At 65.7% G+C, this 22,963-nt stretch carries 24 protein-coding genes; 6 read left to right on the plus strand and 18 right to left on the minus strand.

Annotated features, from left to right (window positions below):
• Positions 1-63: 63 nt before the first annotated feature.
• The 3 genes from VZ068_RS05160 to VZ068_RS05170 all read right to left on the minus strand — a co-directional run bounded on the left by VZ068_RS05160 (position 64) and on the right by VZ068_RS05170 (position 2,346).
• Complete coding sequence (locus tag VZ068_RS05160; protein WP_259168309.1) at positions 64-459, minus strand: EF-hand domain-containing protein; 396 nt, start codon at positions 457-459, stop codon at positions 64-66.
• Positions 460-635: 176 nt separating this feature from the next.
• Entirely contained in the window at positions 636-1,358 is a 723-nt protein-coding gene (locus tag VZ068_RS05165; protein WP_259154257.1) for a hypothetical protein, read from the minus strand.
• A gap of 82 nt (positions 1,359-1,440) precedes the next feature.
• On the minus strand, positions 1,441-2,346 hold the full coding sequence (locus VZ068_RS05170; protein WP_259154256.1) for an SMP-30/gluconolactonase/LRE family protein: 906 nt from the start codon (positions 2,344-2,346) through the stop codon (positions 1,441-1,443).
• Between the two features lie 256 nt (positions 2,347-2,602).
• Between VZ068_RS05170 and VZ068_RS05175 the strand changes: the two genes are divergently transcribed.
• Complete coding sequence (locus VZ068_RS05175) at positions 2,603-3,712, plus strand: Gfo/Idh/MocA family oxidoreductase (protein WP_259154250.1); 1,110 nt, start codon at positions 2,603-2,605, stop codon at positions 3,710-3,712.
• Positions 3,713-3,901: 189 nt separating this feature from the next.
• On the opposite strand, the gene rlmM is transcribed toward VZ068_RS05175, so the two are convergent.
• The 6 genes from rlmM to VZ068_RS05205 form a co-directional block, all read right to left on the minus strand.
• Entirely contained in the window at positions 3,902-4,945 is a 1,044-nt protein-coding gene (gene rlmM / locus VZ068_RS05180) for a 23S rRNA (cytidine(2498)-2'-O)-methyltransferase RlmM (RefSeq protein ID WP_259154249.1), read from the minus strand.
• 21 nt (positions 4,946-4,966) lie between these two features.
• Positions 4,967-5,527 carry a nucleoside deaminase gene (locus VZ068_RS05185; protein ID WP_259154247.1) on the minus strand — a complete coding sequence of 187 codons (561 nt, stop codon included), beginning with the start codon at positions 5,525-5,527 and terminating at the stop codon, positions 4,967-4,969.
• Positions 5,527-5,943: a hypothetical protein gene (locus VZ068_RS05190; protein ID WP_349657100.1), complete on the minus strand. Its 417-nt coding sequence runs from the start codon at positions 5,941-5,943 to the stop codon at positions 5,527-5,529. Before VZ068_RS05190 ends, VZ068_RS05185 begins: the two co-directional genes overlap by 1 nt.
• A gap of 165 nt (positions 5,944-6,108) precedes the next feature.
• Positions 6,109-6,381 (minus strand): hypothetical protein, encoded by a 273-nt coding sequence (locus VZ068_RS05195; RefSeq protein ID WP_259168413.1) that lies wholly within the window; start codon positions 6,379-6,381, stop codon positions 6,109-6,111.
• A gap of 40 nt (positions 6,382-6,421) precedes the next feature.
• Positions 6,422-7,351 carry a DMT family transporter gene (locus VZ068_RS05200; protein ID WP_349657101.1) on the minus strand — a complete coding sequence of 310 codons (930 nt, stop codon included), beginning with the start codon at positions 7,349-7,351 and terminating at the stop codon, positions 6,422-6,424.
• A gap of 365 nt (positions 7,352-7,716) precedes the next feature.
• Positions 7,717-9,456 carry a glutamine--tRNA ligase/YqeY domain fusion protein gene (locus VZ068_RS05205; RefSeq protein ID WP_349657102.1) on the minus strand — a complete coding sequence of 580 codons (1,740 nt, stop codon included), beginning with the start codon at positions 9,454-9,456 and terminating at the stop codon, positions 7,717-7,719.
• A 303-nt stretch (positions 9,457-9,759) separates the two neighbouring features.
• Here VZ068_RS05205 and VZ068_RS05210 point away from each other — a divergent pair, with 303 nt between their 5' ends.
• Positions 9,760-10,407 (plus strand): glutathione S-transferase family protein, encoded by a 648-nt coding sequence (locus tag VZ068_RS05210; RefSeq protein WP_349657103.1) that lies wholly within the window; start codon positions 9,760-9,762, stop codon positions 10,405-10,407.
• Complete coding sequence (locus tag VZ068_RS05215; RefSeq protein WP_349657104.1) at positions 10,407-10,637, plus strand: DUF2007 domain-containing protein; 231 nt, start codon at positions 10,407-10,409, stop codon at positions 10,635-10,637. Before VZ068_RS05210 ends, VZ068_RS05215 begins: the two co-directional genes overlap by 1 nt.
• A 91-nt stretch (positions 10,638-10,728) precedes the next feature.
• Here the strand turns inward: VZ068_RS05215 and VZ068_RS05220 are convergent, their stop codons facing one another.
• From VZ068_RS05220 to VZ068_RS05230, 3 genes are read right to left on the minus strand one after another with little or no spacing between them, the layout of a single operon-like run.
• Entirely contained in the window at positions 10,729-11,193 is a 465-nt protein-coding gene (locus tag VZ068_RS05220; RefSeq protein WP_259168321.1) for a response regulator, read from the minus strand.
• Positions 11,190-13,100, minus strand: a complete 1,911-nt coding sequence (locus VZ068_RS05225; RefSeq protein WP_259154225.1) for an ATP-binding protein — start codon at positions 13,098-13,100, stop codon at positions 11,190-11,192. Before VZ068_RS05225 ends, VZ068_RS05220 begins: the two co-directional genes overlap by 4 nt.
• A complete protein-coding gene (locus tag VZ068_RS05230) occupies positions 13,097-13,804 on the minus strand; it encodes a response regulator transcription factor (RefSeq protein WP_259154223.1) in 708 nt (235 codons plus the stop codon). Before VZ068_RS05230 ends, VZ068_RS05225 begins: the two co-directional genes overlap by 4 nt.
• Positions 13,805-13,929: 125 nt before the next feature.
• Between VZ068_RS05230 and VZ068_RS05235 the strand changes: the two genes are divergently transcribed.
• Together VZ068_RS05235 and msrA are read left to right on the plus strand one after the other, a co-directional pair.
• Complete coding sequence (locus tag VZ068_RS05235) at positions 13,930-14,445, plus strand: SgcJ/EcaC family oxidoreductase (protein WP_259154217.1); 516 nt, start codon at positions 13,930-13,932, stop codon at positions 14,443-14,445.
• 96 nt (positions 14,446-14,541) lie between these two features.
• On the plus strand, positions 14,542-15,192 hold the full coding sequence (gene msrA, locus VZ068_RS05240; RefSeq protein ID WP_259154214.1) for a peptide-methionine (S)-S-oxide reductase MsrA: 651 nt from the start codon (positions 14,542-14,544) through the stop codon (positions 15,190-15,192).
• Positions 15,193-15,524: 332 nt separating this feature from the next.
• Here msrA and VZ068_RS05245 read toward each other — a convergent pair whose 3' ends face one another.
• The 6 genes from VZ068_RS05245 to ahpC form a co-directional block, all read right to left on the minus strand.
• Complete coding sequence (locus tag VZ068_RS05245; RefSeq protein WP_259154205.1) at positions 15,525-16,094, minus strand: type 1 glutamine amidotransferase family protein; 570 nt, start codon at positions 16,092-16,094, stop codon at positions 15,525-15,527.
• 413 nt (positions 16,095-16,507) lie between these two features.
• Positions 16,508-17,476, minus strand: a complete 969-nt coding sequence (gene tal / locus VZ068_RS05250; RefSeq protein WP_259154202.1) for a transaldolase — start codon at positions 17,474-17,476, stop codon at positions 16,508-16,510.
• A gap of 53 nt (positions 17,477-17,529) precedes the next feature.
• Positions 17,530-17,970 carry a nucleoside diphosphate kinase regulator gene (gene rnk / locus VZ068_RS05255; protein ID WP_055851460.1) on the minus strand — a complete coding sequence of 147 codons (441 nt, stop codon included), beginning with the start codon at positions 17,968-17,970 and terminating at the stop codon, positions 17,530-17,532.
• A 404-nt stretch (positions 17,971-18,374) separates the two neighbouring features.
• Positions 18,375-19,316: a LysR substrate-binding domain-containing protein gene (locus VZ068_RS05260; RefSeq protein ID WP_349657105.1), complete on the minus strand. Its 942-nt coding sequence runs from the start codon at positions 19,314-19,316 to the stop codon at positions 18,375-18,377.
• 90 nt (positions 19,317-19,406) lie between these two features.
• Positions 19,407-20,999 (minus strand): alkyl hydroperoxide reductase subunit F, encoded by a 1,593-nt coding sequence (gene ahpF / locus VZ068_RS05265; RefSeq protein WP_349657106.1) that lies wholly within the window; start codon positions 20,997-20,999, stop codon positions 19,407-19,409.
• Positions 21,000-21,216: 217 nt separating this feature from the next.
• Positions 21,217-21,780 (minus strand): alkyl hydroperoxide reductase subunit C, encoded by a 564-nt coding sequence (ahpC, locus tag VZ068_RS05270; RefSeq protein WP_016900725.1) that lies wholly within the window; start codon positions 21,778-21,780, stop codon positions 21,217-21,219.
• A 202-nt stretch (positions 21,781-21,982) separates the two neighbouring features.
• Between ahpC and prmC the strand changes: the two genes are divergently transcribed.
• Positions 21,983-22,837, plus strand: coding sequence for a peptide chain release factor N(5)-glutamine methyltransferase (prmC, locus tag VZ068_RS05275; protein WP_259168342.1), 855 nt, complete (start codon positions 21,983-21,985; stop codon positions 22,835-22,837).
• Positions 22,838-22,963: the final 126 nt, after the last annotated feature.

Raw genomic sequence — 22,963 nt, forward strand, 5'->3', positions numbered from 1 at the left:
AAGCGCTGTTGCGCACCTGCGTCATGCCGGTGCGCCTGCCTGCCGCTCAGGTGTGCGGCGTGATCACGGAGTCAGCCAGCCGGCCAGCTGCTCGCGCGTCAGGTAGCCGCTGTGGCGGCTGTCGAGCGCATCGAATTCGTCGGCCAGCGCGGGGTTGGCCTGGGCTTCGGCACGGCTGATGCGGCCGTCGCCGTCCGAGTCCATAGCCTGGAAGTCGATACGGTAGCTGCCGACCACGCTGCTGGGCTGGATCGAGCGCACGATCACGCTGGATTCGTCGCGCGGGCGTTCCAGCCGGGTCTGATGGGTGACCTCGCCGCTGGACAGCGGCTGGGTGCGGATGACAGTGGGCACATCGACCAGCGGCATGCTGCTGGCCGGCGTGGGTGCCTGCTGGGCGGATGCGACGCCGCAAACGAGCAGCAGTACGGTACATGTGGCGAGACGGCGGATGGTCATCAGATCCCCCTGATGTGGAACAGCCGGTAAGGATAGAGGGTGTGGGCCGCTTGCGGTGGTGCGCGTTCGGTGAAGGCGGCGCATCGCCAGCTTCCTTGCACGAGTTGGCAGTCGCGGCATTGGCGTCAACGGCGGATCTTGCAAGGCGACAGCGTTGCCGTCGCCTTGCAGGCCACTCAGCCGGGGATGAAGGGAAACACGATCTTGAGCAGGCCCTTCAAGCCGCCTTCGGCCGTGCTGGCCACGGCCTTGGCGCCCAGGCTGTTGAGTGCGCGGCGCACGTCTTCCCAACGCAGCTGCGCGATGTCCTTTTTCAACAGGTCCGCCACTTCTTCGGCAGTGGGCGTGAGCTTTTGCAGTTCGCGTATCGCCGCCTGCGGGTCCTGCTGCAGATAGCCCCAGCGTTCGGCGATCTTCAGCAGCGTGTCGAAGCGCACCGCCACCACCTCGCGATTGCGTTCGTACACCGGCAATGCGCCGACATCGAGAATCGCCTGCTCGAACTGCTGTGCGTCGTCGGGGTGCTCGATCCGCACCGCCAGAAATCCCTCTTTGCGGCTGCGCTCGCTGACATGCTTGGCACCGGAGCGCAGATTGTCTTCGGTGAACACGTTGGCCACGATGCGCTGCATTGCCGCGTCGCCTTCTTCGGGCACCAGGGCACGCCAACGGGCATAGCCATCGCGACGCAAGGCCTTGACCTTGGCCGAGGTGACGCGCAACTGCAGGGCGACAAGGGCGTTGGAGCTATTGCGCGAGATCGCACCATCGCGCTCCAGCAGCACGAAGATCAGCAGTTCCAGGTCGCGTTTGGTCAGTGACTGGAACCCCTGCAACAGGGTCAGTCGCAGGAATTCGCTGCCGAAGGCGGCCGCATCCTTGAGTTCGATCGGTTGCATGGGGGAGTCCTCCGCGGGTGACCTGCAGGATGCCAGGATGCTGTTGCGCGACCTGAGAACCGATGCGACGCGCGCAGCAATTTCAGTGTCCGGTTTCGCGCCCTGGGCGATCGGATCTGAACGTTTCAACTGCGCCACGATCCTGCAGGGTGACGAACACCTGTTTGCCATCGCTGCCACCGAAGGCGACGTTGCTGGCCTTGCGGCCCTTGAGCGCGATGGTGCGCAGCAACTTGCCAGCCGGCGAGACCACCGCGATCTGCCCGGCATCGTAGCGGGCGATATATAGATTGCCGTCGGCATCGCAGCGCATGCCGTCCATGCCGAAATCGGGGAAGGCGATCAGCAGGCGCTTGTTGCGCAGGCTGCCATCGTCTCGCCGATCATATACCCACACCTTGCGCGAGACGCTTTCGTTGACATACAGGCGCTTGCCGTCCGGACTGACGTCCAGACCGTTCGGCGTGGTCATGCCCGATTCCATCAGCTGCACCGCACCATCGCGACGGATGTGCCACAAGCGCCCGCTATTGTCCTTCCAGTTCGGGTCGCTGGCATAGAAACTGCCATCTGGCGCCAGCGCCAAGTCGTTGGGTCCATCGGAATCGGGCAGCGAGGCGAAGGTGCTCACCACGCGCGTCTGCAGGTTCACTTGCAGGATCTTGTGGCCGGTGTAATCGGCGACGTACATCGCGCCATCACGAAAGCGAATGCCGTTGCCTGTACTGCCGGCAGGCAAGGTGACAAACACCTCGGCAGTTGCGCTGCCGTCTGCTTGCAGCGCGATGCGCGCGATGGTGCCGTCCTTGCCCAGATTCACGGCGTACAGCGCGCCATCCGGGCCTGCTGCCGGGCCTTCGGCGTTATGAGTGAATGCGCCATCGCCAATCAGGTCGCGTGCAACAAACGGGGTGTCGTCGGCGATGGCGAGCGAACTGGACAATAAAAACGCCAGTGGCAGTAGCCGGCGGCGGGCGGCAATGGTCATGCGCAGTGCTCCAGATGTGATCGTTTGCAGTGTGCCAGAACGTGCAGCCCGACCATGGCGATGATCACGTGCGATCAAGTAAGGTGCGCGGGCAGTACCGGACCAGGGCAGCTGGGCAATGCTGGCGTGTGGCCAGGCAGAGGTGGTCGATGCATGCCGAGGTCGTGCGCGCATCGCAACGTCCATCGCGCTGACGCTGCCTGCATGATGCCGCTGGTCAACGCCGGTCGCTATTCTCTCTACGAAGGAGGTTTGCATGTCTGTGGAATCCTTGACGCGTCGCCGCTTGCTTGCCGCCTTCGGCAGTGCGGGCATCCTGCTTGGCGCACCTGCATGGGCGCTGCCGAAAAAGAAGCCCGGAAAGCCGCTCAATGTGGCCCTGGCCGGGCTGGGAAGTTATGCCGGCGAGCAACTCGCGCCAGGCCTGGCGTTGACCAAGCACTGCAAACTGGCCGGTATCGTGACCGGTACGCCGTCGAAGATTGCGCCGTGGCAATCCAAGTACGGCATTGCCGATCGCAACGTCTACAACTACGACAACTTCGACCGCATTGCCGACAACGACGACATCGATGTGGTCTACATCGTCACACCGACCCACATGCACGCACCGCTGGCACTGCGTGCGGCGGCGGCCGGCAAGCATGTGTGGTGCGAAAAGCCGATGGCGATGCACGCAGGCGAATGCGAGGCGATGATCGCGGCCTGCAAGCGCAACAAGGTGGCGCTGACGATCGGCTACCGCATGCAGCACGAACCCAATACGCGGCGGCTGATTGCAATGGCCAGCGAGAAGCCGTTCGGCGCGATGCAGCGAGTGCGTGCCGAGGCCGGCTACAACGGTTATCGCGATACGACCAAGGCCGATCGCCCGTGGCGGCTGCGTTCGCAATTCGGTGGCGGTGCGATGTACGACATGGGTGTGTATCCGCTCAATGCCGCGCGTTACACCGTGGGTGCCGAGCCGCTGGCAGTCACCGCCAGGCGCTGGACCGATCGTCCCGAGTTGTTCGATGAAGTCGATGAGCATATGGATTTCACGCTGGAATTTCCCAATTCCGTGCGTGCGGCATGCAAGACCAGCTTCGGCGCCAACATGAATGTGCTGCGTGCCGAATGCGAGCGTGGCTGGTACGAGCTGTCGCCGTTCCAGAGCTACCAGGGCGTGACCGGCAAGGCCAGCGACGGCCGCGTGTTCGACGCCAAGGTGCCGCATCAGCAGGCCTTGCAGATGGACGAAGACGCATTGGCGATCATCAATGGCACACCGTTGCGTGCACCGGGCGAAGAAGGCCTGCGGGACATCCGCATCGTCGATGCGATCTATCGCTCCGCACGCGAAGGCAGCAAGCGCATCGTGCTCTGATCGCGCCTGGCTCCGTCATCGACGGAGCAGGCCCGCCCAAGCCAGGCGAGCAGGCGGGGAGGATGGCGGGCGCACCCACCCGCCACGATGAAGCACCCAAAGCCCGTGCAGTTCACTACCGAAAGCGTCGCCAGCAATCCCGCCGCCGGTCCCCGGCTTTTACGATTCCCGATTCCCGATTCCCGGCTCTCAGTCCCGCATCGCCAGCACGGTGATCTCTTCGCGATCGTGATACAGCTGCTTGGCACGTACGGTCAGCGATTTTTCGGCCTGCTGCTCGAACAGGTCCAGGCACAGGCGCGTCTCGTCCCAGCGCTTTTTCATCGGCAGCTTGAGGTTGAAGATGGTGTGGCGGCACCAGCCTTCGCGGATCCAGGTGGCCATGCGCTCGGCCACGCGGCGCGGTTGCTCGACCATGTCGCAGACCATCCAGTCCAGTGCTTGCGCAGGCCTCCAGTGAAAGCCGTCGGCACGTAGATGCTCGACCAGGCCGGTCTCCAGCACATGCTCGCGTAGCGGGCCGTTGTCGACGCTGGTGACATGCAGATGCTGGCGCGTCAGGACCCAGGTCCAGCCGCCGGGAGCGGCGCCCAGATCGGCCGCGCGCATGCCGGGTTTGACCAGGCGCTCGCGCTCCTCGGGCGTGAGCAGGGTGAGCAGTGCTTCGTCGAGTTTGAGCGCCGAGCGCGACGGTGCTTCGGGTAACAGTTTCAGCCGTGGAATGCCCAGCGGCCACGGCGCGCTGTCGTCGGCATCGGCCACCGCCAGCAAGGCGTGGTCGCCATCGAGAAAACACACGTGCAGGCGCGGCAGACGCGGCTGCGGCTTGTCGGTGAGCAGGCCGGCCTTGCGCAGTGCCGGCCGCAGCGCGTTGCCGAAGCTGCGCGCCAGGCCAGCGAGCGGTTTGCCGGCGTCCGAATCCGGGTGCTCCACCCACAGATCGCCAAAGCGCGCCTGCCCTTCCAGCGCGGCCAGGATCGGGGTGATACGGTCTTTGGGATCGATGCCCTTGAGCTCGGCAAGCACCACCAGCTTCTGCCGCGCAAAGATCAGTTCGCGCCAGTGCAGTTTTGCGGCCAGTTGCGCGGGCTCATCGCAGACGAACAGCACATAGCCATCGTTGCGCTGGGTACGTGCATAGCCGGCGATGCCGACGAATGCGGCGCGCGCGCTCAGTTCGGCGGCCAGCTCCGGTTCAAAGCCCTGGCGGCAATAGCAGAGCAGCCCGCTCATCGCGGCGCTCGCGGCGAGCGGTCAATAATGGTCACCGCCGCCCTCGCCGTAACTGCGCAGCACCGCACAGGCGTGTTCGCGTTGTACATCGCGGACCACCTCGATGCCGCGGCGGGTGAGTTCGCCCACCCAGTCGGCAGGCAGCGGGCCTTCGTCGAATTCGGTCAGTGCCATCACGTCTTCGGCGCGCGCGCCAATCAACAGGCGGTCGATCCCGGCCCACACCGTGGCGCCATAGCACTGGCAACACGGCTGCGCGGAAGTGGCCAGCGTCACCGGCGACAGCACATCGTTCAAACGCGGCGTCTGCAGGCGCTGCTGCGCGAGCATGTAGGCCATGTTTTCGGCGTGCGCCAGCGAGGTGGTCTGCGGCACCACGCGATTCACCGCCGCAGCGATGATGCGGTGGTCCGGGCCGAACACGACCGCACCGAACGGGCCGCCGCTGCGCTCGCGCACATTCATTCGCGACAGGTCGATTGCCAGCGCCACCTTGTCCTCGTCGCTGGGATAGGCGCGGCTGTCGTCGACATGCGCGTGGATCCAGTCGGGCAGCGTGAGGTGGACTTGCGCGTAGAGCATCAGTGGACCATTTCGGTAGAAGGGGGAGCGGGGCGCAGTGTATCGGCCTGGGCGTCCTTTGCGGCACATTGCCCGGCCACGCACTGGCAGGCGCTGATCTCGCGGAAGCCGCACACGCTCATCATGCCGCTGGCCTGGCACTGCGCCATCACGCCCTTGGGATCGGTGGCGCTGTTGACGTTGACGCAGGCCGGGAATGCGCCGCAGCAGTTGCCGACGTTCTTTACCGTGCAATCGGCGTCGGTGCGGCAGGTGGTCGTCACGGTGATCGGTTTGCCTGTTGCCGGGCCGCTTGCCGAGCCGGTCGCCGGAGGCGGCGTGGACGTCCCGGCCTGTGGTGCGGCCACACAGCCGATCGACACAAGGCAGGCCAGCAGCACCATCGTGCTCAGACACCGGGATAACAGACGGGACATGCGGCCGCTCCGATCAGGACAGGTGAGCGGCCATGGTAAGCCCCGGATGCGCCGAATGTGGCGAGCGCTGGATCAGCCTTGGAAAACCCGGGGATCCCTGTCCTGCGGGCTAACGCTGGCCAGGGCCTGGCGTGTGATCGAAATACGCCTGCGGCGTCCGTGCAGTCAATGCTGTCTGCGCAGCGCCCGGTTGCAGCGTGTGGCAAGGTCCAGTTGCTGCATGCTTTCGTCGCGGCGATCGCTGGGCAGATCCTCATCTGCCCGCCCCGGAACAAGCGTGCAGAACACCTCGGCCGGAGTCGTCGCGTTCGAGACTGGCGGCTGCGGCGAGCAGGCCGTCAGGCCGATCGACAGCGAAAACACCGCGCTGCGCAACGTGTTTGCGGGTGAGCGTAAACGTGGTTGTGGGAGGCACATGGCGGCGTTGTTGGCGGACACAGCCTGCAATCTAGGCCGATGGGTGCATCAGCTGTCGGCGTCATTTCGCTTCCGCATGCAGTGCTGCGCACCACAGCACGCCGACCAGCAGGCAGGCGATGGCGGCCAGCTCCAGTGGCGTGGGCAGGCGCATTTCCCAGGCAAAGCCGTACAGCAGCGCAAAGATCGTTTCGAACACGATCATCTGCCCGACCAGGGTCAGCGGCAGCACGCGGCTGGCCCGGTTCCACAAGGCATTGCCGATCACCGAGGCCAGGATGCCCAGCAACAGCGAAATGCCCCAGAAACTTGCCCAGTCGAGCGGCGCATGTGGCCCGCTGCCGATCAGTGCGGCCGGCGCCAGCAACAGCGCCAATGCGCCGGTGACCACGCCGGTGAGCAGCGACCAGTCGCCGCCTGACAGGTCGGGACGGCGACGCAACCAGCGTGCATTGGCGATCGAATAGGCCGACCACGAGACCAGTGCACCGACTGCGCACAGCAAGCCGGCAATGCGGGTGAGGCGGTCGTTCGCCTGCTGCCCGGAGTCGTCCTGCACGGTGTCCAGCGCGACCAATGCCACACCGATGACGCAGAGCAGGCATGGCGCGGCGAGCCGCCGCAGTTGCACCGCGCCGGCGGCGCGCGTGCCGATGACGGTGACGACCACCGGCAGCAGCCCGATGATCAGCGCCGTGGCCGCGCTACCGGCCCACTGCACCGCGCTGCCGAGCAATACGTAATAAATCAGATTGCCCATCAGGCTCAGGCGAACCAGCGCCCACCATTCGGCGTGACCCAGACGGGCAGCGGTCTGTCGCGCGCGCGGGGCCAGTACCAGCGCGGCCACCACGCCATACGACAGATAGCGCGCCACTGCCAATTGCAGCGGGGTGAACGCCGACAACAACTGCGGTGCCAGAAACACCAGCCCCCATAACGCGCCCGCACCGATGCCACAGGCCACGCCCATCGTCAGGCGCTCACGCATCGTGCTTCTCCTTTATGCAATGCGCTGCAGCGTGCAGTGCAGCGCTGCGTTGATCAAGCTCGCCGCTCGCACGCATGCCCGCGGCACTCTGTCCACAATGAAGCAGTCCACAGCGGTGCGCCCGCAAGCAGCATGCCCGACGCGATCTTTCATTGCCTCTCACGATCGTCCGCTTGCAGGCGTCATGCAGGATGATTGGCCCCCGCATGCACGGGTGAGCGTCGTGGGCAACGACACCGCTGCGATCAGCAGCCGGACGGCCGCAAGCCGGTTGTTCGAACAAGGCGGGCGAACGATTCCATCTTCCCATCAAACAATCGGCGACGCCTGCCGTATCGCAGGCGTCGCCGACGTGGTTGCCGCGATTACTTGGCCCAGGTATCGCGCAAGGTCACGCTGCGGTTGAACACCGGCGTGGCCGCGCTGTGGTCGCGGCGGTCGGCCACGAAATACCCGGTACGTTCGAACTGGAACGCCTGCTCCGGTGCTGCCTGCGCCGCCGACGGCTCCACATAGCCGCGCACGCTGCGCTTGGAGTCGGGGTTGAGATAGTCGCGGTAGGTCTTGCCTTCGGATTCGTCGTCGGGCTTTTCTACCGAGAAAAGTCGGTCGTACAGGCGGATTTCCGCCTCCACCGCATGCGCCGCACTGACCCAGTGAATGGTGCCCTTGACCTTGCGGTTGGCACCTTCCATGCCCGGACGCGATTCCGGATCCAGCCAGCCGCGCAGCTCGACGATCTCGCCGTCCGCGTTCTTGATCACTTCGTCCACGCGCGCGATGCCCGCGCCACGCAGACGGATTTCGCCGCCCGGCACCAGGCGCTTCCAGCCCTTGGGCGGGACCTCGGCAAAATCCTCGCGCTCGATCCACAGCTCGCGCGAGAACGGCACCTCACGCGTGCCGAAGCTCTCATCCTTGGGATGATTGGAAAACTGCAGTGTCTCGGCATGGCCGTCGGGTAGGTTGCTCAGCACCAGCTTGAGCGGGTCGATCACCGCCATGCGGCGCGCCGCCGCGGCATCCAGATCTTCGCGCAGGCAGCCTTCCAGCACCGAGAAGTCGATCAGCGAGTTCTGCTTGCTGATGCCGACCCGGTCCACGAACAGGCGCATCGCCGCCGGTGTATAGCCGCGCCGGCGCAGGCCCTGCAGCGTGTACATGCGCGGGTCGTCCCAGCCATCCACCAGCTGTTCTTCCACCAGCGCGGTGAGCTTGCGCTTGCTCATCACCGTGTAGTTGATGTTCAGGCGCGAAAATTCGATCTGGCGCGGCTTGGCGGCCTCGCGCGGCAGGCCCTTGTCCAGCAGCGGCTGCAGCAACTCCGGATGCCCGGCCAGGTCCACCTTGTCCACGCACCAGTCGTACAGCGGGCGGTGGTCTTCGAACTCCAGCGTGCACAGCGAGTGGGTGATGCCTTCCACTGCATCGCCCAGCGAGTGCGCAAAGTCGTACATCGGGTAGATCGGCCAGGCGTTGCCGGTGTTCTGATGCTCGACATGCTTGATGCGATACAGCGCCGGGTCGCGCAGGTTGATGTTGCCGCTGGCCATGTCGATCTTGGCGCGCAGCGTGCGTGCGCCATCGGGGAATTCGCCGGCGCGCATGCGGCCGAACAGGTCCAGGTTTTCCTCGATGCTGCGCTCGCGGTACGGCGAATCGCGGCCGGGCTCGGTCAGCGTGCCGCGGTACTCGCGCACCTGTTCGGCGGACAGGTCGCAGACGAAGGCATGGCCATCGCGGATCAGCTTCTGCGCAGCCAGGTAATACACCTCGAAGTAATCCGACGCGTGGCGCAGCTGCGCCCACGCGTAGCCCAGCCAGCGCACGTCATCCTGGATGGCGGCTGCAAATTCGGGGTCTTCCTTGGCCGGGTTGGTGTCGTCCAGGCGCAGGTTGCACAGGCCGCCGAACTCGGCTGCCAGGCCAAAGTCCAGGCAGATCGCCTTGGCGTGGCCGATGTGCAGGTAGCCATTGGGCTCGGGCGGGAAGCGGGTGCGGATGACCGTGTGCTTGCCGCTGGCCAGGTCCTCGCGAACGATCTGGCGGATGAAGTCTTTCTTCTCCGCCGGGGCGGTGGCGTCGGTGGCTGGAATCTCGGACATGCGGGGCATCGGCAATAAGTAAACCGCAAGTTTAGGCGGTGGCACCGGTTAGGGGTAGGCGGCGTGGGTGTTGCGCGCTCGGCTGATGCGGTTTACGGCGGCGTGAAGTGCCGGCAAGGCCCCCGCATCCCTGCCATCAGCGCACTTCGCTGGCGCAACGGGCATCCCCAAGGCCGCAAGCTGCGGCGAGCCGTCAGGCCGCCGCGAGGCTGCCAGAAGGAGTGCGGCTGCGCCCGGTCGGCACTGCTGGCGGTGGCCGGCCCCGACGCGTACGCTGCGCCGACCCTCTGCAGCGAGCAGCGCATGCCTTTGCCCCGCCTGGTGATCGGCGACAAAACCCTGTCTTCGTGGTCGTTGCGGCCGTGGCTGCTGCTGCGACATTTCCAGGTGCCGTTCGACGAAGTTCGCCTGCCGCTGGATACGCCCGAGTTCCAGGCGCGCATTGCCGGTTATTCGCCCACCCGCAAGGTGCCGGTGCTGTGGGACGACACCCTGCATGTCTGGGATTCGCTGGCGATTTGCGAATACATCAACGAGCGCTGGCTCGACGGCCGCGGCTGGCCGGCCGATCTGGCGGTGCAGGCCCAGGCGCGCGCGGCCGCGGCCGAAATGCATTCGGGTTTTGCCGCCTTGCGCATGCAGTTGCCGATGGATCTGGCGCGTCCGCCTGGTCCGGCGCAGTGGGATGCGGCGGCCGAATGCGACATCACCCGCATCCAGGCCCTGTGGGCCAGCCTGCGCGCCGAGCACGGCCATGCCGGCACTTTCCTGTGCGGCAACTTCGGTATCGTCGATGCGATGTATGCCCCGGTTGCGCTGCGCTTTGCCAGCTATGGCGTACCGCTGTTCGAGGCTGCCGGCGATTACCTGGCCGCCCTGGATGCGCTGCCGGCGCTGCGCGAATGGCGCAACGGCGCAGAACGCGAACGCGAACGCGCGGAGCGTGGCTGATGCAGGTTGCCTATCGCGCCAGCCATATCATCGATGCGCATCTGGCCAAGCACGCGCTGGAAGATGCCGGCATCACTTCTTTCGTGTTCGGCGAATCGCTGCTGGGCGGCGCCGGCGAATTGCCGGCCTTCGGCGTGCTGCAGGTGTGCGTGGCCGACATCCATCTGAGCCAGGCGCAAGCGGTGCTGGCCGACATCGGCCTGTGCGGCGAGGTCACCCGCGCGCTGTAGCGCAGCGCCAGTCGTAGGAGCGCACCCGGGCGCGACGGGCGTTACCGATAAAGCCTCGTCGCGCCCGGGTGCGCTCCTGCGACATGCACCATCATTCCGGCCGACGCCATCCTGGCGGCGCGGCCTCCGGCGCGGCCAGTGCGCGCAGGCGTTTGAACAGCACCGTGGTTTCGGCCACGTTCCACACCCGCAGCGCGACCTCGAAGGTGTCCAGTGGCTTGGTCAGGAAGTCCTTGGCGCCCAGGCCCAATGCGCGGTGACGCGCGCTGCGGCTGGGGTCGGCGGTGAGCACGATCACCGGCAGGAAATGCCCCGGGTCGGACAGCCGCGCCAGCTGTTCCAGCAGCGCATAGCCGTCCAGCTCGGGCATCTTCAGGTCCAGCAGGATCAGGTCGGGCGCGAACGCCGACACCAGCCCCATCACCCGTAGCGGGTCGGTGGTGGCGATGACCTGCTGGAAGCCTTCGCGCTGCAGCAGGTCTTCGAGCAGCCGGACATTGGCCGGCTCGTCGTCGACGATGAGAATGCGCGAGCCCAGGATTTCGTCGCGTGTCATGCCAGCAGCCCGTCGATCACGGTGAAGAATTCCGCTACATCGAGCGGTTTGGTCAGATACGCACGCACGCCTTGATTTCCGACGCGCGCCAGGGTGGCGGTGGTGGCATCGGCGCTGATCACCACCACCGGCACCTGTGCCGTGGCCGGCTGCGCCTGCAGCTCGCGCAGCAGTTCTTCGCCGTTGCCATCGCTCAGGTGCAGGTCCAGCAGGATCAGATCCGGAACGCCCTGCTGCAGCAGCTCGCGTGCCTGCGCCAGGCTGGCGGCTTCGAGCAAATGCCACTGCGGGCGACGCTCGGTGAGGGTGCGGATCAGCGCCTGGTTGGACGGGTTGTCTTCGATGCTCAGCAGCCGGCACACCCCGCTGCCGCTGGTGCTGGGGGGCAGCAGGGTGCGCGCCGGCTCGCTGCGCTGCGGCTCGCCCTGCGGCAGCGCGATCCAGAAGCGTGCGCCATCGCGGCTGCTGTCCACGCCGATCTGCCCACCCATCGCCTCGATCAGGCGCTTGCTCAACGCCAGGCCCAGACCGGTACCCTCCACGGCCGACCGCTCGGCGCCCAGTCGCTCGAACGGTGTGAACAGGCGCTCGATCTGCGCCGGCGTCAGCCCCGTGCCCTGGTCGGCCACGGTGATACGCACCTGTTCGCCATCTGCCTGTGCGGTGACCTGCACCTGGCCTCCGGGGCGATTGAACTTGACCGCGTTCGACAGCAGATTCAGCAGCACCTGACGCAACCGCTGCGCGTCGGCGCGGACCGTCCATGGCCCGTCGATGGCGGCCGGCTGCAGCGCGATGCCGTACCTGTCGGCATCCGGCGCGATCAGGCCCAGCGCCTCGTGCACGGCTGCGCGCACCGCGATGGGTTCCGGGCTCAGATCCAGTTGATCGGCCTCGATCCGCGCGATGTCCAGCAGCTCGGTGATCAGCCCCAGCAGGTGCCGGCCGGCGCCCAGGATGTGCTGCAGATGGCGGCGGGGACCGGGCTCGGGCAGGTCCATTTCCAGTACCTGCGCATAGCCCAGGATCGCATTGAGCGGTGTGCGCAGTTCATGGCTGCTGCGCGAGAGGAATTCGGTTTTTGCGCGGTTGGCGGTTTCCGCCTCGCGCCGTGCCAGCTGCGCTTCGGCCGCACGTGCGGCCAGCAGCTCGCTGGCCTGCGCTAGGCGTTGACCGACCTGGCCCAATTCATCGCCGGCACGCGGCTGCGGTGCCAGCGGCAGGCCTTCGCCCAGTCGGTCGGCGTTGGCCGCCAGGGTGCGCAGCCGCCCGGACAAGGCCGAGGCGAACCACGCTACCGCGAACACCGCGCCCAGGCCACCGAGCATGGCCGCACTCAGGGTGATGATGAGATTGCGCTGACGCAAGCCCTGCGCCTTGGCGGTGCGCACCTGCAATTGCGCGGTTTCGTAATTGCGCAGCTCGCGCAGCTCGGCACGCAGGATGTCGAGCTTGTACTTGCCGTCCCAGAGCTGGCGGATCTCTTCCTCGCGGCTCAGATCCGGGGCCAGCAAGCGGCGCCAACCCTGCATTTTTTCCGCAAACAACGGCTTGATGCGCGCAAACCGCTGCGCCTGCCCCGGGTCGGTGATGCGTTGCGACAGGCGCTCGGCCACGCGTTGCAGCCGCGGTTCGGCATCGCGGTACGGGGTGAGGAATTCGTCGCGGCGCACCAGCCGGTAGCCGCGCACGCCGGCCGCGGTTTCGGCCAACAACGCATGCGCTTCGTACAGGTCGCTCAACACTTCCAGCGTCTGGCGCACGTCGTTTTCGGCGGCGATGTTCTGCCGCTCCACGCTGTAGATCGCCATCAGCGCCACCGCCAGCAACAGCAGCGGCAGGGTCACCACCGCCAGACTCTTGCGGGTGATCGGCCAATCGTTCCAACGCACTGCCAATGCATTCATAGCGCGAGTCCGGCTTGGACCGCGTACACCGCGGCCTGGGTGCGATCTTTTACCTCAAGTTTCTGCAGGATTCGCTCCACATGCACTTTCACGGTGCCGGGAGAAATCCCCAGTTCAGCTGCCAGGGTGGCGTTGGTGAGCCCGCGCGGCAGCAGCGACAGCACCTGTTTTTCGCGCTTGCTCAGCGCGCTGAGGCGGTCGTCCTGTATCGGTTTGCGCCGACGCGTGGCGATCGGCTTGGCCGGTTCGGCCACCATCGCCGGCAACAACAGCGCGAAGGCCTGCAGCGCCTGCACGTCGTCGTTGCCGGGCGCGGGGCGGTTGTCGTGCCAGGCCACGCAGAGCATGCCGTGGGTCGTGCCCATCGCATGGATCGGCACCTTGGCTTCGCGCATGTCGCTGGGGCGTGGCGGCATCAGCCAGGCCGCTTCGTGGCCATCGCCGGCTGCACTGGCACCGGGCGGCAGTGCGCGTCCGCGGCTGGCCAGCACCTGCGCGCGCGGCCCGCGCTGCGCCAGCACGGCGCCGTGTTCCAGGCCCAGCAACAACAGCACGCGGCCAAGCACCGCATCGCAGGCGTGCTCGGGCGTGTGCGCCTGACGCAGGGCCACGGCCGCCTCCCATAACGCCTGCCAGCGCGCGCTATCGGAAGCCTCGCGCCGCAAGCTCAGACGCCAATCGCCAGCATTGGTAGGGGTTTCCATGGATTCGCTCTAGGCCGATCAGCATATTTGAGTATATGCCACTCGGCAGAATTGTTGGGGTCGCTCGATTTCGATACTGAGCTCGCCCGCTGAGGCACCCCACCACAACCCAACGGAGATTTCCCATGCGTCGCACTCTGTCCTCTTTGGTTCTGGCTCTGGCTGCCACCCCGGCGCTGGCCGGCGGCGTCATGCACTACGCCGACAAGGCCACGCTGCCGGCTGGCGGCGAAGAGCGTGAAGTCGCTGCGCTGTTCGACACCTGGAACGCCGCGCTGGCCACGGGCAACCCGCACAAGGTGGCCGATCTGTATGCGCCCGATGGCGTGCTGCTGCCGACCGTGTCCAACGAAGTACGCGCCTCGCGCCAGCAGATCGAAAAGTACTTCGAGATGTTCCTGACCAAAAAGCCTCAGGGCGTGGTCAATTACCGCACCGTGCGCGTGCTCGATGACGACAGCGCGGTGGATGCCGGTGTGTACACCTTCACGCTGACCGACAAGGACGGTAAGAAGAGCGATGTGCAGGCGCGCTACACCTTCGTCTACGAAAAGCGCGACGGCAAGTGGCTGATCATCAACCACCACAGCTCGGCGATGCCGGAAGTGGACACGCGCGCGGCGGTCGCCAAGACCAAGTAAGCGCCGCATCGGCGACGGGTGCCGGCCGGGCAGGCTTGAAAGCTGCCGCGGCCGGCGCCATCCAGCAGGCAATCCTCACGATTGCGGAGTTGCACCATGCTGGGAATCGGCGCCTTCAAACAACGTATGCCACGTCCGGGCGAGGCACTGCCTGGCCGCGAGCAAGCGCTGCCGTTGCATAACACGCACCTGATCAACGGTCACCCGTTGCGCGGGGAATTTACCGGCCTGGCCCAGGTGCAATTCGGGCTTGGTTGCTTCTGGGGCGCGGAACGCAAGTTCTGGAACGTGCCGGGGGTGTACACCACCGCGGTGGGTTATGCCGGCGGTGAGACACCCAATGCGACCTACTCCGAAGTGTGTTCGGGACAGACCGGCCATACCGAAGCGGTGTTGGTGGTGTACGACGAAGCGTCGGTGTCGTTCGCACAGTTGTTGCGCACGTTCTGGGAAAGCCACGACCCCACCCAGGGCATGCAGCAGGGCAACGATGTCGGCACACAGTACCGCTCGGCCATCTACTGCACGACGCAGGCGCAATACGACGCGGCACTCGCCAGCCGCGACGCCTATCAGCAGCAGCTGGATGCTGCAGGGTATGGCGCAATCACCACGGAGATCCGTTTCCCGGCGCCGACGTTCTACTACGCCGAAGACGATCACCAGCAGTATCTCGCCAAGCACCCCAATGGCTATTGCGGGCTTGGCGGCACGGGAGTGAGCTGCCCGATCGGGCTGGATGCCTGACGGAAAGGCGGGCCGGATTGAAACGCTGCCAACCACGTGATCGTGGCAGCGCGCCGATGGCCAATAGTGACCGGCAGCGTTATCACGATCAGGCAGCGCATGGGAGTGCATGCCAGGCAACTTGAATGGCTACGTCGGAGACGACGTGGCCATCTTTTTTTGCGGCGTGCGCCAGACGCGCCGCCGCCGCGTGTGGCTGAGCAACGCACCGGTGCAATTGCGGTCAATCACGACAGCCAATCACGACAGCCAACCGGTGCAATGAATCGGTGCGGCGAATCACTGCATCCGGTAGCGCAGCAAATGCGCCAGGTGTGCCTGCATCCGTTGGATCAGACAAATTCGCCGGCAAACATGCCGCGCAGCTGCGTAAGCATGTCGGTACGTTCGGGATGCAGCAAGCGCATGCAGGCCAGCGCAAAGCCGACCGGGCTGGTGCCTGGCGCAGTAATCACGCTGTCGGCGGTGACGACTTTTTCGTGGCGATACTGCGCGGCACCGGCATACGGCACCACATGTTCCTGCAAAAATGCCAACGCGTTGCTGGTATGGGCACGGTTGTCGAGCAGGCCGGCATAGGCCAGCGCGATGGTGGCGCCGCAGATCGCAGCGACCGGGCGCTGGTGCTGCACGCGCTCCACCAATAGCCCGCTCAAGCCCGGAATCTCGCCCGCCTGCCAGCGCTCGCTGCCGGGCAGGATCCATAGGTCGGCATCCAGCGGCGCCAGATCCGAGAGCGCAAATTCCGGGGTGATGCGCAGACCGCCGATGGACTGCACCGGCTGGCCATCGATGCTGGCAATGGCCACCTGGTCGCCAAACCATTCGCGCGCCGCTGGCAGCACCACGCCGATTTCCCAATCGGCCACGCCGTCGACCATCACCACTGCAATGTTTGCCATTGTCCGTTACGCCAGTTGAGGTATCCGGATTCTAGGCAGTGCGCGTGCGGCGATTGTAAGCAAGGTGTGGAGATGCGCAGGGAGCGGGCGGCAGCGCGACCGGGTTCATCGGCCAGCCGAGCGGCTGCCTGCGAGATAGGCGGGATAGCAGACGGTGGCCGCCATGTGCAAGGCACGCAGTGTGGATCGGATCCGTCGCGTTACCTGCGTTACCTCAACAGACAGCGTGTGCCGGCGCCGGGGAAGCGCGCCGAGCAGCGGTATCGACCTGCAAGCGGTGCATCGGATGCGCGGGCGGTGGTGCGAGCAGGATGAAAAAACGCTGTGCTGCGATCCTCGCTGCACTCCCGAACACGACAACGCCCGCAGCATCGGCTGCGGGCGTTGGTGGTCGTGCTTTTACGTCAGGACGATCAGCCGGCGAGCTTATCGGCGATGGTCTTGCGCAGGGCTTGCAGGTCCTTGGCAAAGGTGTCGATGCCGCCGGCAAGCTTTTCGGTGGCCATCGGGTCGGCGGCCAGGTCGGTGGCGAAGCTGTCGCTGTTGATCGGGGTGATCTGCGCGTTGTCGGCAGCCGCTGGCGAGAGCTTGCGCGGCAACTGCCCGTGTTCGGCATCCAGCTTTTCCAGCAGGTCCGGCGAGATGGTCAGGCGGTCGCAGCCGGCCAGCGCTTCGATCTGCGCGGTGGAGCGGAACGAGGCGCCCATCACAACGGTGGACGAGCCGCGCCGCTTGAATTCGTTATAGACGGTGCGCACGAACACCACGCCCGGATCTTCGTCGATGCTGGCCGGGGTCTGGCCCTGGGCGACGTAGTAATCCAGGATGCGGCCGACGAACGGGGAAATCAGGAACACGCCGGCTTCTGCGCAGGCCAGCGCCTGGGAGCGATTGAAGATCAGCGTGAGGTTGCAGTCGATGCCTTCGCGCTGCAGCTGACGGGCGGCTTCGATGCCTTCCCAGGTGGCGGCAATCTTGATCAGGATCTTGTCTTTGGACACGCCACGCTCGGCGTACATCGCGATGAACTTGCGCGCCTTGGCGATGGTGGCCTGGGTGTCGTGCGCCAGGTCGGCGTCCACTTCGGTGGAGACGCGGCCCGGCACCAGTTCGGCCAGCTTGACGCCCACGCCGATGGTCAGGCGGTCGGCGACCTCGTTGACGGTGGCGGTGCGGTCTTCGCCACCGTGCTCGCGGCCCCAGGCCAGTTCGCGCTCGATCAGATCGGCATAGACCGGCAGGTCCAGCGCCTTTTTGACCAGGGTAGGATTGGTGGTGCAGTCGACCGGCTTCAGTCGCTTGATGGCGTCGTAATCGCCGGTGTCGGCAACGACCACGGACAGGTCGCGCAGTTGGGCAAGCTTGGAGGGGGATGCAGTCATGCGGGTTCTCTCGAATCGTGGAACGGGTCGTGGATAGGACGCAGCGCGCTACGTTAGCGCGCCGCGCGCTGGAAGTCGCCCGCGGCAGCGGGTTGATCGTGCACGGCAGTCACGCGCAGGCGCAGGTCGCGCCCGTCGGGCGTGCGCCAGTCGATGCTCTGGCCGACCGACAGGCCAAGCAGCGCACTGCCGACCGGCGCCAGCACCGAGATGCGGCTGTGCTGGACATCGGCCTCATGCGGGTACACGAGGGTAAGCGTATGCCGTTCGCCGTGCAGCTGGTCTTCGCATTCGATGCGCGAGTGCATGGTGACGACATCGCCGGGAATCTGGTCGGGCGGCAGCACGCGTGCGCGGCCCAGTTCGTCGCTCAGCGCAGTGGCGGCGGGATGTTTGTTGAACGCGGGGGAATCGAGCAAGGCCTCAAGACGTGCGAGGTCGTGGCTGGAGACAAGGATCGATGGCGGCAAGCCGCTGTGATGTTGCGAAGTCATGGCACTCTCCTGACGAATACGGCTCGCCAACACGGCAAGCGGAATCGACAAGATGAGGGCACCGTCGGCCGATCCCAATACATCCTGCCCGGCGCAACACTGCGACTGACTTGCGAAGGTCGAAGCGTTTTTTCAGGGCGCCGGGATTAGCGCGTCGATCAAGCGAGCGCTGCGACAGAGGCCCAGGGCACAGATGGCAGGAGCAAATGCCTGCGCATCTAAGCCGCCAGATGGAAGCAGCCGCACGGATGAATCTGCAGCGTTGGAAAAACAGCGGTGCAAGAAGAACAAAAGGCGCCGCTTCCGCGCCGCCATTGTTTGTCATCTACAAATGTCGCCAAAAGCGACCACAGCCGTGGAAACGCTTTGACGATTCCCGATTCCCGATTCCCGATTCCCGAATCCTAAGCCGCAACCGCCTTGGGACCCGTCACAGGCTGCTCCAGCGTGAACAGGCTGTCCGGCAGTTCCTTGAACAACTGCGACAGCTGCTCCAGGAAGGCGGTCATCGCCGAGCTGCGACGCCAGGCCATGGCAATGCGGCGGCTGGGTTGTTTGTCTTCGCGGAAGCGGATCAGGCGGATGTTTTCCGAGCGGGCAACCGGCGGCTTGACTGCCAGCAGCGGCAGCAGGGTGACGCCGACATTGGCAGCCACCATCTGACGCAGGGTTTCCAGGCTGGTGGCCTGGAATTCCGACTTCTCCAACGCTCCTGCCAGATGGCAGACATCCAGCGCCTGTTCGCGCAGGCAGTGGCCGTCTTCCAGCAGCAACAGGCGCTGTTCGGACAGATCGTCCAGCGTCATGCTGTCGTGGCGCGCCAACGGATGGCCTTCCGGCACCGCCAGCACGAAGGGCTCCTCGAACAGGAACTCGGCATGCAACTGGTCGTCCTGCAACGGCATCGCCAGCAGCGCCGCATCCAGGCGTCCCTCGCGCAACTGGTGCATCAGCCGGTCGCTTTTTTCCTCGATCAACAGCAACTCCAGGCGCGGGAAACGCTCGCGGATGCGCGGCACCACATGCGGCAACAGATACGGCGCCAGGGTGGGGAAGATGCCCAGCCGCACCGTGCCTGCTTCCGGGTCCTGGCTGCGCCGTGCGGCTTCCTTCATCTGTTCCACCTCGGCCACGATGCCGCGCGCACGCATCGCCGCTTCGCGGCCGGCCGGGGTCAGCATCACCTTGCGCGGGGCGCGCTCCACCAGCGGCACACCCAGCTCGTCCTCGAGTTTCTTGATCTGGGTGGACAGTGTCGGCTGACTGACAAAACACGCCGTCGCGGCGCGGCCGAAATGCTTGTGGTCAGCCAGGGCTACCAGATATTTCAGGTCACGCAGATTCATGTGCAGCAGCCCTCAAGGCGGTGACGGTTAACGACTGACGTGCGATGCAGCTTAGCGCCCGGCATGGCCGGGCGATGGCTGCGGTTGCGCTTATGCGGCTTGCGCAACGTTTTCGGCGCTGACCGGTGCGCTGGAGCGGATCAGGTGATCGAATGCGCTCAGGGCGGCCTTGGAGCCTTCGCCCATCGCGATCACGATCTGCTTGTACGGCACCGTGGTGGCGTCGCCTGCCGCAAACACCCCCGGCACGCTGGTCTGGCCTCGGTCGTCGATGATGATCTCGCCACGCGGCGACAGCTCCACCGTGCCGCGCAGGAACTCGGTGTTTGGCAGCAGGCCGATCTGCACGAACACGCCTTCCAGATCCACGTGCTGGATGTCGCCACCGGTGCGGTCCTTGTAGACCAGGCCGGTGACCTTCTGCCCGTCACCGAGCACTTCGGTGGTCTGCGCGCTGGTGATGATGCGCACGTTGTGCAGGCTGCGCAGCTTGCGCTGCAGCACTTCGTCGGCGCGCAGCTTGTCGTCGAATTCCACCAGCGTGACATGCGCCACGATACCGGCCAGATCGATCGCGGCCTCGACACCGGAATTGCCGCCGCCGATCACCGCCACGCGCTTGCCCTTGAACAGCGGGCCATCGCAATGCGGGCAATAGGCCACGCCCTTGTTCTTGTACTGGTCTTCGCCAGGCACGTTCATCTGCCTCCAGCGCGCGCCGGTGGACAGGATCACGGTCTTGCTCCTGAGCGAGGCGCCATTGGCGAGCTTGATCTCGATCAGGCCATCGGCACCGGCCGGAATCAGCTGCTCGGCGCGCTGCAGGTTCATGATGTCCACGTCGTACTGGCGCACATGCTGCTCGAGCGCGGCGGCCATCTTCGGGCCTTCGGTTTCCGGTACCGAGATGAAGTTTTCGATCGACATGGTGTCCAGCACCTGGCCACCGAAACGCTCGGCGGCCACGCCGGTGCGGATGCCCTTGCGTGCGGCATACACCGCTGCTGCCGAGCCGGCCGGGCCGCCGCCGACCACCAGCACGTCGAAGGCGTCCTTGGCCGCGATCCTGGCGGCGTCGCGCTTGGCCGCGTTGGTGTCGAGTTTGGCGACGATCTGCTCCAGCGTCATGCGGCCCTGGTCGAACAGCTCGCCGTTCAAGTACACGGTGGGCACCGACATGATCTGGCGGGTTTCGACCTCGTCCTGGAACCACGCACCGTCGATGGCCACGTGCTTGATGCGCGGGTTGAGCACGGCGGCCAGGTTCAGCGCCTGCACCACGTCCGGGCAGTTCTGGCACGACAGCGAGAAATAGGTTTCGAACTGGTAGTCGCCATCCAGGTGCTGGACCTGCTCGATCAGCTCGGCGGCAGCCTTGGACGGGTGCCCGCCCACCTGCAAAAGCGCCAGCACCAGCGAGGTGAACTCGTGGCCCATCGGCAGGCCGGCAAAGCGCAGCGAGATGTCCTGGCCCGGCGTGGTCAGCGCAAACGAGGGCTTGCGCTGGTTGTCGTCGCGGTGGATGTCCAGGCTGATCTTGTCCGAGAGCAACACCAGGTCCTCGAGCAGGTCGAGCATTTCGCGCGAGCCGGCGCTGTCGTCGATCGAGGCATTGATCTGGATCGGCCGCGTAACCCGTTCCAGGTAGGCGGTCAGCTGGGTCTTGAGATTGGCATCCAACATGGAAAACTCCTGGAAATGGGCAAGGGGAGAGCGTGGCGTCGCTGCGCAAGCGCAGGTCGCCGGGGGAGGAAGGGGATGAACCGCAGCCGGCGCGATGTCGGGAATGCGTGCTGGCGATGGCTGGCGGGCAGCCCGGCACCGGCTCCGGTTCACCCCCGGCCCAGTGCTGGGCCGGAGATGCTCCGGCCTCAACCACAGGCCGGAGGTGTCAGTCGGTTTAGATCTTGCCGACCAGGTCCAGCGACGGAGCCAGGGTCTTGGCGCCTTCCTTCCACTTGGCCGGGCAGACCTGGCCGGGGTTGTTGGCGACGAACTGGGCAGCAGTCAGCTTGCGCAGCGTCTCGGTGACGTCGCGGGCGATCGCGTTGTCGTGGATCTCGAGGGTCTTGATCACGCCGTCCGGGTTGATGATGAAGGTGCCGCGCAAGGCCAGGCCTTCTTCTTCGATGTGCACGCCGAACGCGCGGGTCAGCTTGTGGGTCGGATCGCCGATCAGCGGGAACTGCGCCTTGCCCACGGCCGGCGAGGTTTCATGCCACACCTTGTGCGAGAAGTGCGTATCGGTGGTGACGATGTAGACCTCGGCGCCTGCCTTCTGGAACGCGGCATAGTTGTCGGCGGCGTCTTCCACTTCGGTCGGGCAGTTGAAGGTGAAGGCGGCCGGCATGAAGATCAGCACCGACCACTTGCCCTTCAGGCTGGCCTCGGTGACTTCGATGAAATTGCCGTTGTGGTACGCATTCGCCTTGAACGGCTGGACCTGAGTGTTGATGAGAGACATTGAGTTTCCTCGTGCGATGAAGGGGGGCGGGGGATGGAACAGCCGCCATGGTAGGCAGGATCGATAGATTTCTCAAATCGATTGATGGAATTGGATAGATAGTTTTTGGCTATCGATTTTGCAGACGGCATCTGGCGCTGCGGGTGGGCCGTCCCATCTCCGATAATGGTCGGCCGATGTTTCGCATGAGTGAATGATCCGTATGAGCGACGATCCTGCAGGCATCCCTGCCGAACAGCTGCTACGGCAGGCCGCGCTGCGGATCGACCGTCGAGACGCCGAACCGCTGCTGTTGCACGCGCTGAGCCGCGACCGCGCCTGGCTGTTCGCGCACGGCCGTGACCCGGTGCCGCCGACCATGGCGCAGGCCTTCGAAGCCTTGGTGCAGCGGCGGCAGGCGGGCGAGCCGGTGGCCTACCTGACCGGTTCGCGAGGGTTCTGGACCCTGGACCTGGCTGTCTCCACCGCCACGCTGATTCCACGTGCCGATACCGAAGCGCTGGTCGAGCTGGCGCTGGAGCGGCTGGAGCACACGCCCGGCCGCCGCGTGGCCGATCTGGGAACGGGCAGCGGCGCGATCGCCCTGGCGATCGCCAGCGAGCGGCCGCAGGCGCAGGTGATCGCCACCGACGCCAGTGCGGCCGCGCTCGCCATCGCCCAGCGCAACGCCGACAGTCACCGTCTATCGAACGTGCACTGCCGCCACGGCAGCTGGTTCGCGCCGCTGGCCGGCGAGCGCTTTGATCTGATCGCCAGCAATCCGCCCTACATCGCGGCCGGCGACCCGCATCTTGCGCAGGGCGATCTGCGCTATGAGCCGGCCAGCGCGCTGGCCTCCGGCAGCGATGGGCTGGACGACATCCGTTCGATCGTGGCCGATGCGCCCGCGCATCTGCGCGCAGGCGGCTGGCTGCTGCTCGAGCATGGCTGGGATCAGGGTGCGGCCGTGGCCGAGCTGCTGCGCGCGCGCGGGTTTACGCACGTGGCCACGCATCAGGATCTGGAACAGCGCGATCGGGTGACGCTGGGATGCTGGGAGGCGGGCGCGACGCAATAAGGTTGTCTGCTGCAGTGTCGCTGACGGTGCAGTCACTGCGTGCCGGCGTGCCCGGGCACTCACCGCTGCGGGAAGACACGGCCGTTGGCTCCATCGTCGATCGCTACAATGCGGGTTTTCGCCCAG

The organism is Xanthomonas sp. 10-10 (assembly GCF_040182365.1).
Taxonomy (GTDB): Bacteria; Pseudomonadota; Gammaproteobacteria; order Xanthomonadales; family Xanthomonadaceae; genus Xanthomonas; species Xanthomonas arboricola_F.

Bases quoted from the DNA above. Each gene is read 5' to 3' on its own strand.
- VZ068_RS05230 (WP_259154223.1), bottom strand. From the start codon at position 13,804: ATGGAAACCCCTACCAATGCTGGCGATTGGCGTCTGAGCTTGCGGCGC.
- ahpF (WP_349657106.1), bottom strand. From the start codon at position 20,999: ATGTTGGATGCCAATCTCAAGACCCAGCTGACCGCCTACCTGGAACGG.
- VZ068_RS05175 (WP_259154250.1), top strand. From the start codon at position 2,603: ATGTCTGTGGAATCCTTGACGCGTCGCCGCTTGCTTGCCGCCTTCGGC.
- VZ068_RS05160 (WP_259168309.1), bottom strand. From the start codon at position 459: ATGACCATCCGCCGTCTCGCCACATGTACCGTACTGCTGCTCGTTTGC.
- VZ068_RS05245 (WP_259154205.1), bottom strand. From the start codon at position 16,094: ATGGCAAACATTGCAGTGGTGATGGTCGACGGCGTGGCCGATTGGGAA.
- VZ068_RS05190 (WP_349657100.1), bottom strand. From the start codon at position 5,943: ATGTCCCGTCTGTTATCCCGGTGTCTGAGCACGATGGTGCTGCTGGCC.
- VZ068_RS05185 (WP_259154247.1), bottom strand. From the start codon at position 5,527: ATGCTCTACGCGCAAGTCCACCTCACGCTGCCCGACTGGATCCACGCG.
- ahpC (WP_016900725.1), bottom strand. From the start codon at position 21,780: ATGTCTCTCATCAACACTCAGGTCCAGCCGTTCAAGGCGAATGCGTAC.
- VZ068_RS05260 (WP_349657105.1), bottom strand. From the start codon at position 19,316: ATGAATCTGCGTGACCTGAAATATCTGGTAGCCCTGGCTGACCACAAG.
- msrA (WP_259154214.1), top strand. From the start codon at position 14,542: ATGCTGGGAATCGGCGCCTTCAAACAACGTATGCCACGTCCGGGCGAG.
- VZ068_RS05220 (WP_259168321.1), bottom strand. From the start codon at position 11,193: ATGACACGCGACGAAATCCTGGGCTCGCGCATTCTCATCGTCGACGAC.
- VZ068_RS05225 (WP_259154225.1), bottom strand. From the start codon at position 13,100: ATGAATGCATTGGCAGTGCGTTGGAACGATTGGCCGATCACCCGCAAG.
- rlmM (WP_259154249.1), bottom strand. From the start codon at position 4,945: ATGAGCGGGCTGCTCTGCTATTGCCGCCAGGGCTTTGAACCGGAGCTG.
- VZ068_RS05165 (WP_259154257.1), bottom strand. From the start codon at position 1,358: ATGCAACCGATCGAACTCAAGGATGCGGCCGCCTTCGGCAGCGAATTC.
- VZ068_RS05200 (WP_349657101.1), bottom strand. From the start codon at position 7,351: ATGCGTGAGCGCCTGACGATGGGCGTGGCCTGTGGCATCGGTGCGGGC.
- VZ068_RS05215 (WP_349657104.1), top strand. From the start codon at position 10,407: ATGCAGGTTGCCTATCGCGCCAGCCATATCATCGATGCGCATCTGGCC.
- tal (WP_259154202.1), bottom strand. From the start codon at position 17,476: ATGACTGCATCCCCCTCCAAGCTTGCCCAACTGCGCGACCTGTCCGTG.
- prmC (WP_259168342.1), top strand. From the start codon at position 21,983: ATGAGCGACGATCCTGCAGGCATCCCTGCCGAACAGCTGCTACGGCAG.
- VZ068_RS05170 (WP_259154256.1), bottom strand. From the start codon at position 2,346: ATGACCATTGCCGCCCGCCGCCGGCTACTGCCACTGGCGTTTTTATTG.
- VZ068_RS05235 (WP_259154217.1), top strand. From the start codon at position 13,930: ATGCGTCGCACTCTGTCCTCTTTGGTTCTGGCTCTGGCTGCCACCCCG.
- rnk (WP_055851460.1), bottom strand. From the start codon at position 17,970: ATGACTTCGCAACATCACAGCGGCTTGCCGCCATCGATCCTTGTCTCC.
- VZ068_RS05205 (WP_349657102.1), bottom strand. From the start codon at position 9,456: ATGTCCGAGATTCCAGCCACCGACGCCACCGCCCCGGCGGAGAAGAAA.
- VZ068_RS05210 (WP_349657103.1), top strand. From the start codon at position 9,760: ATGCCTTTGCCCCGCCTGGTGATCGGCGACAAAACCCTGTCTTCGTGG.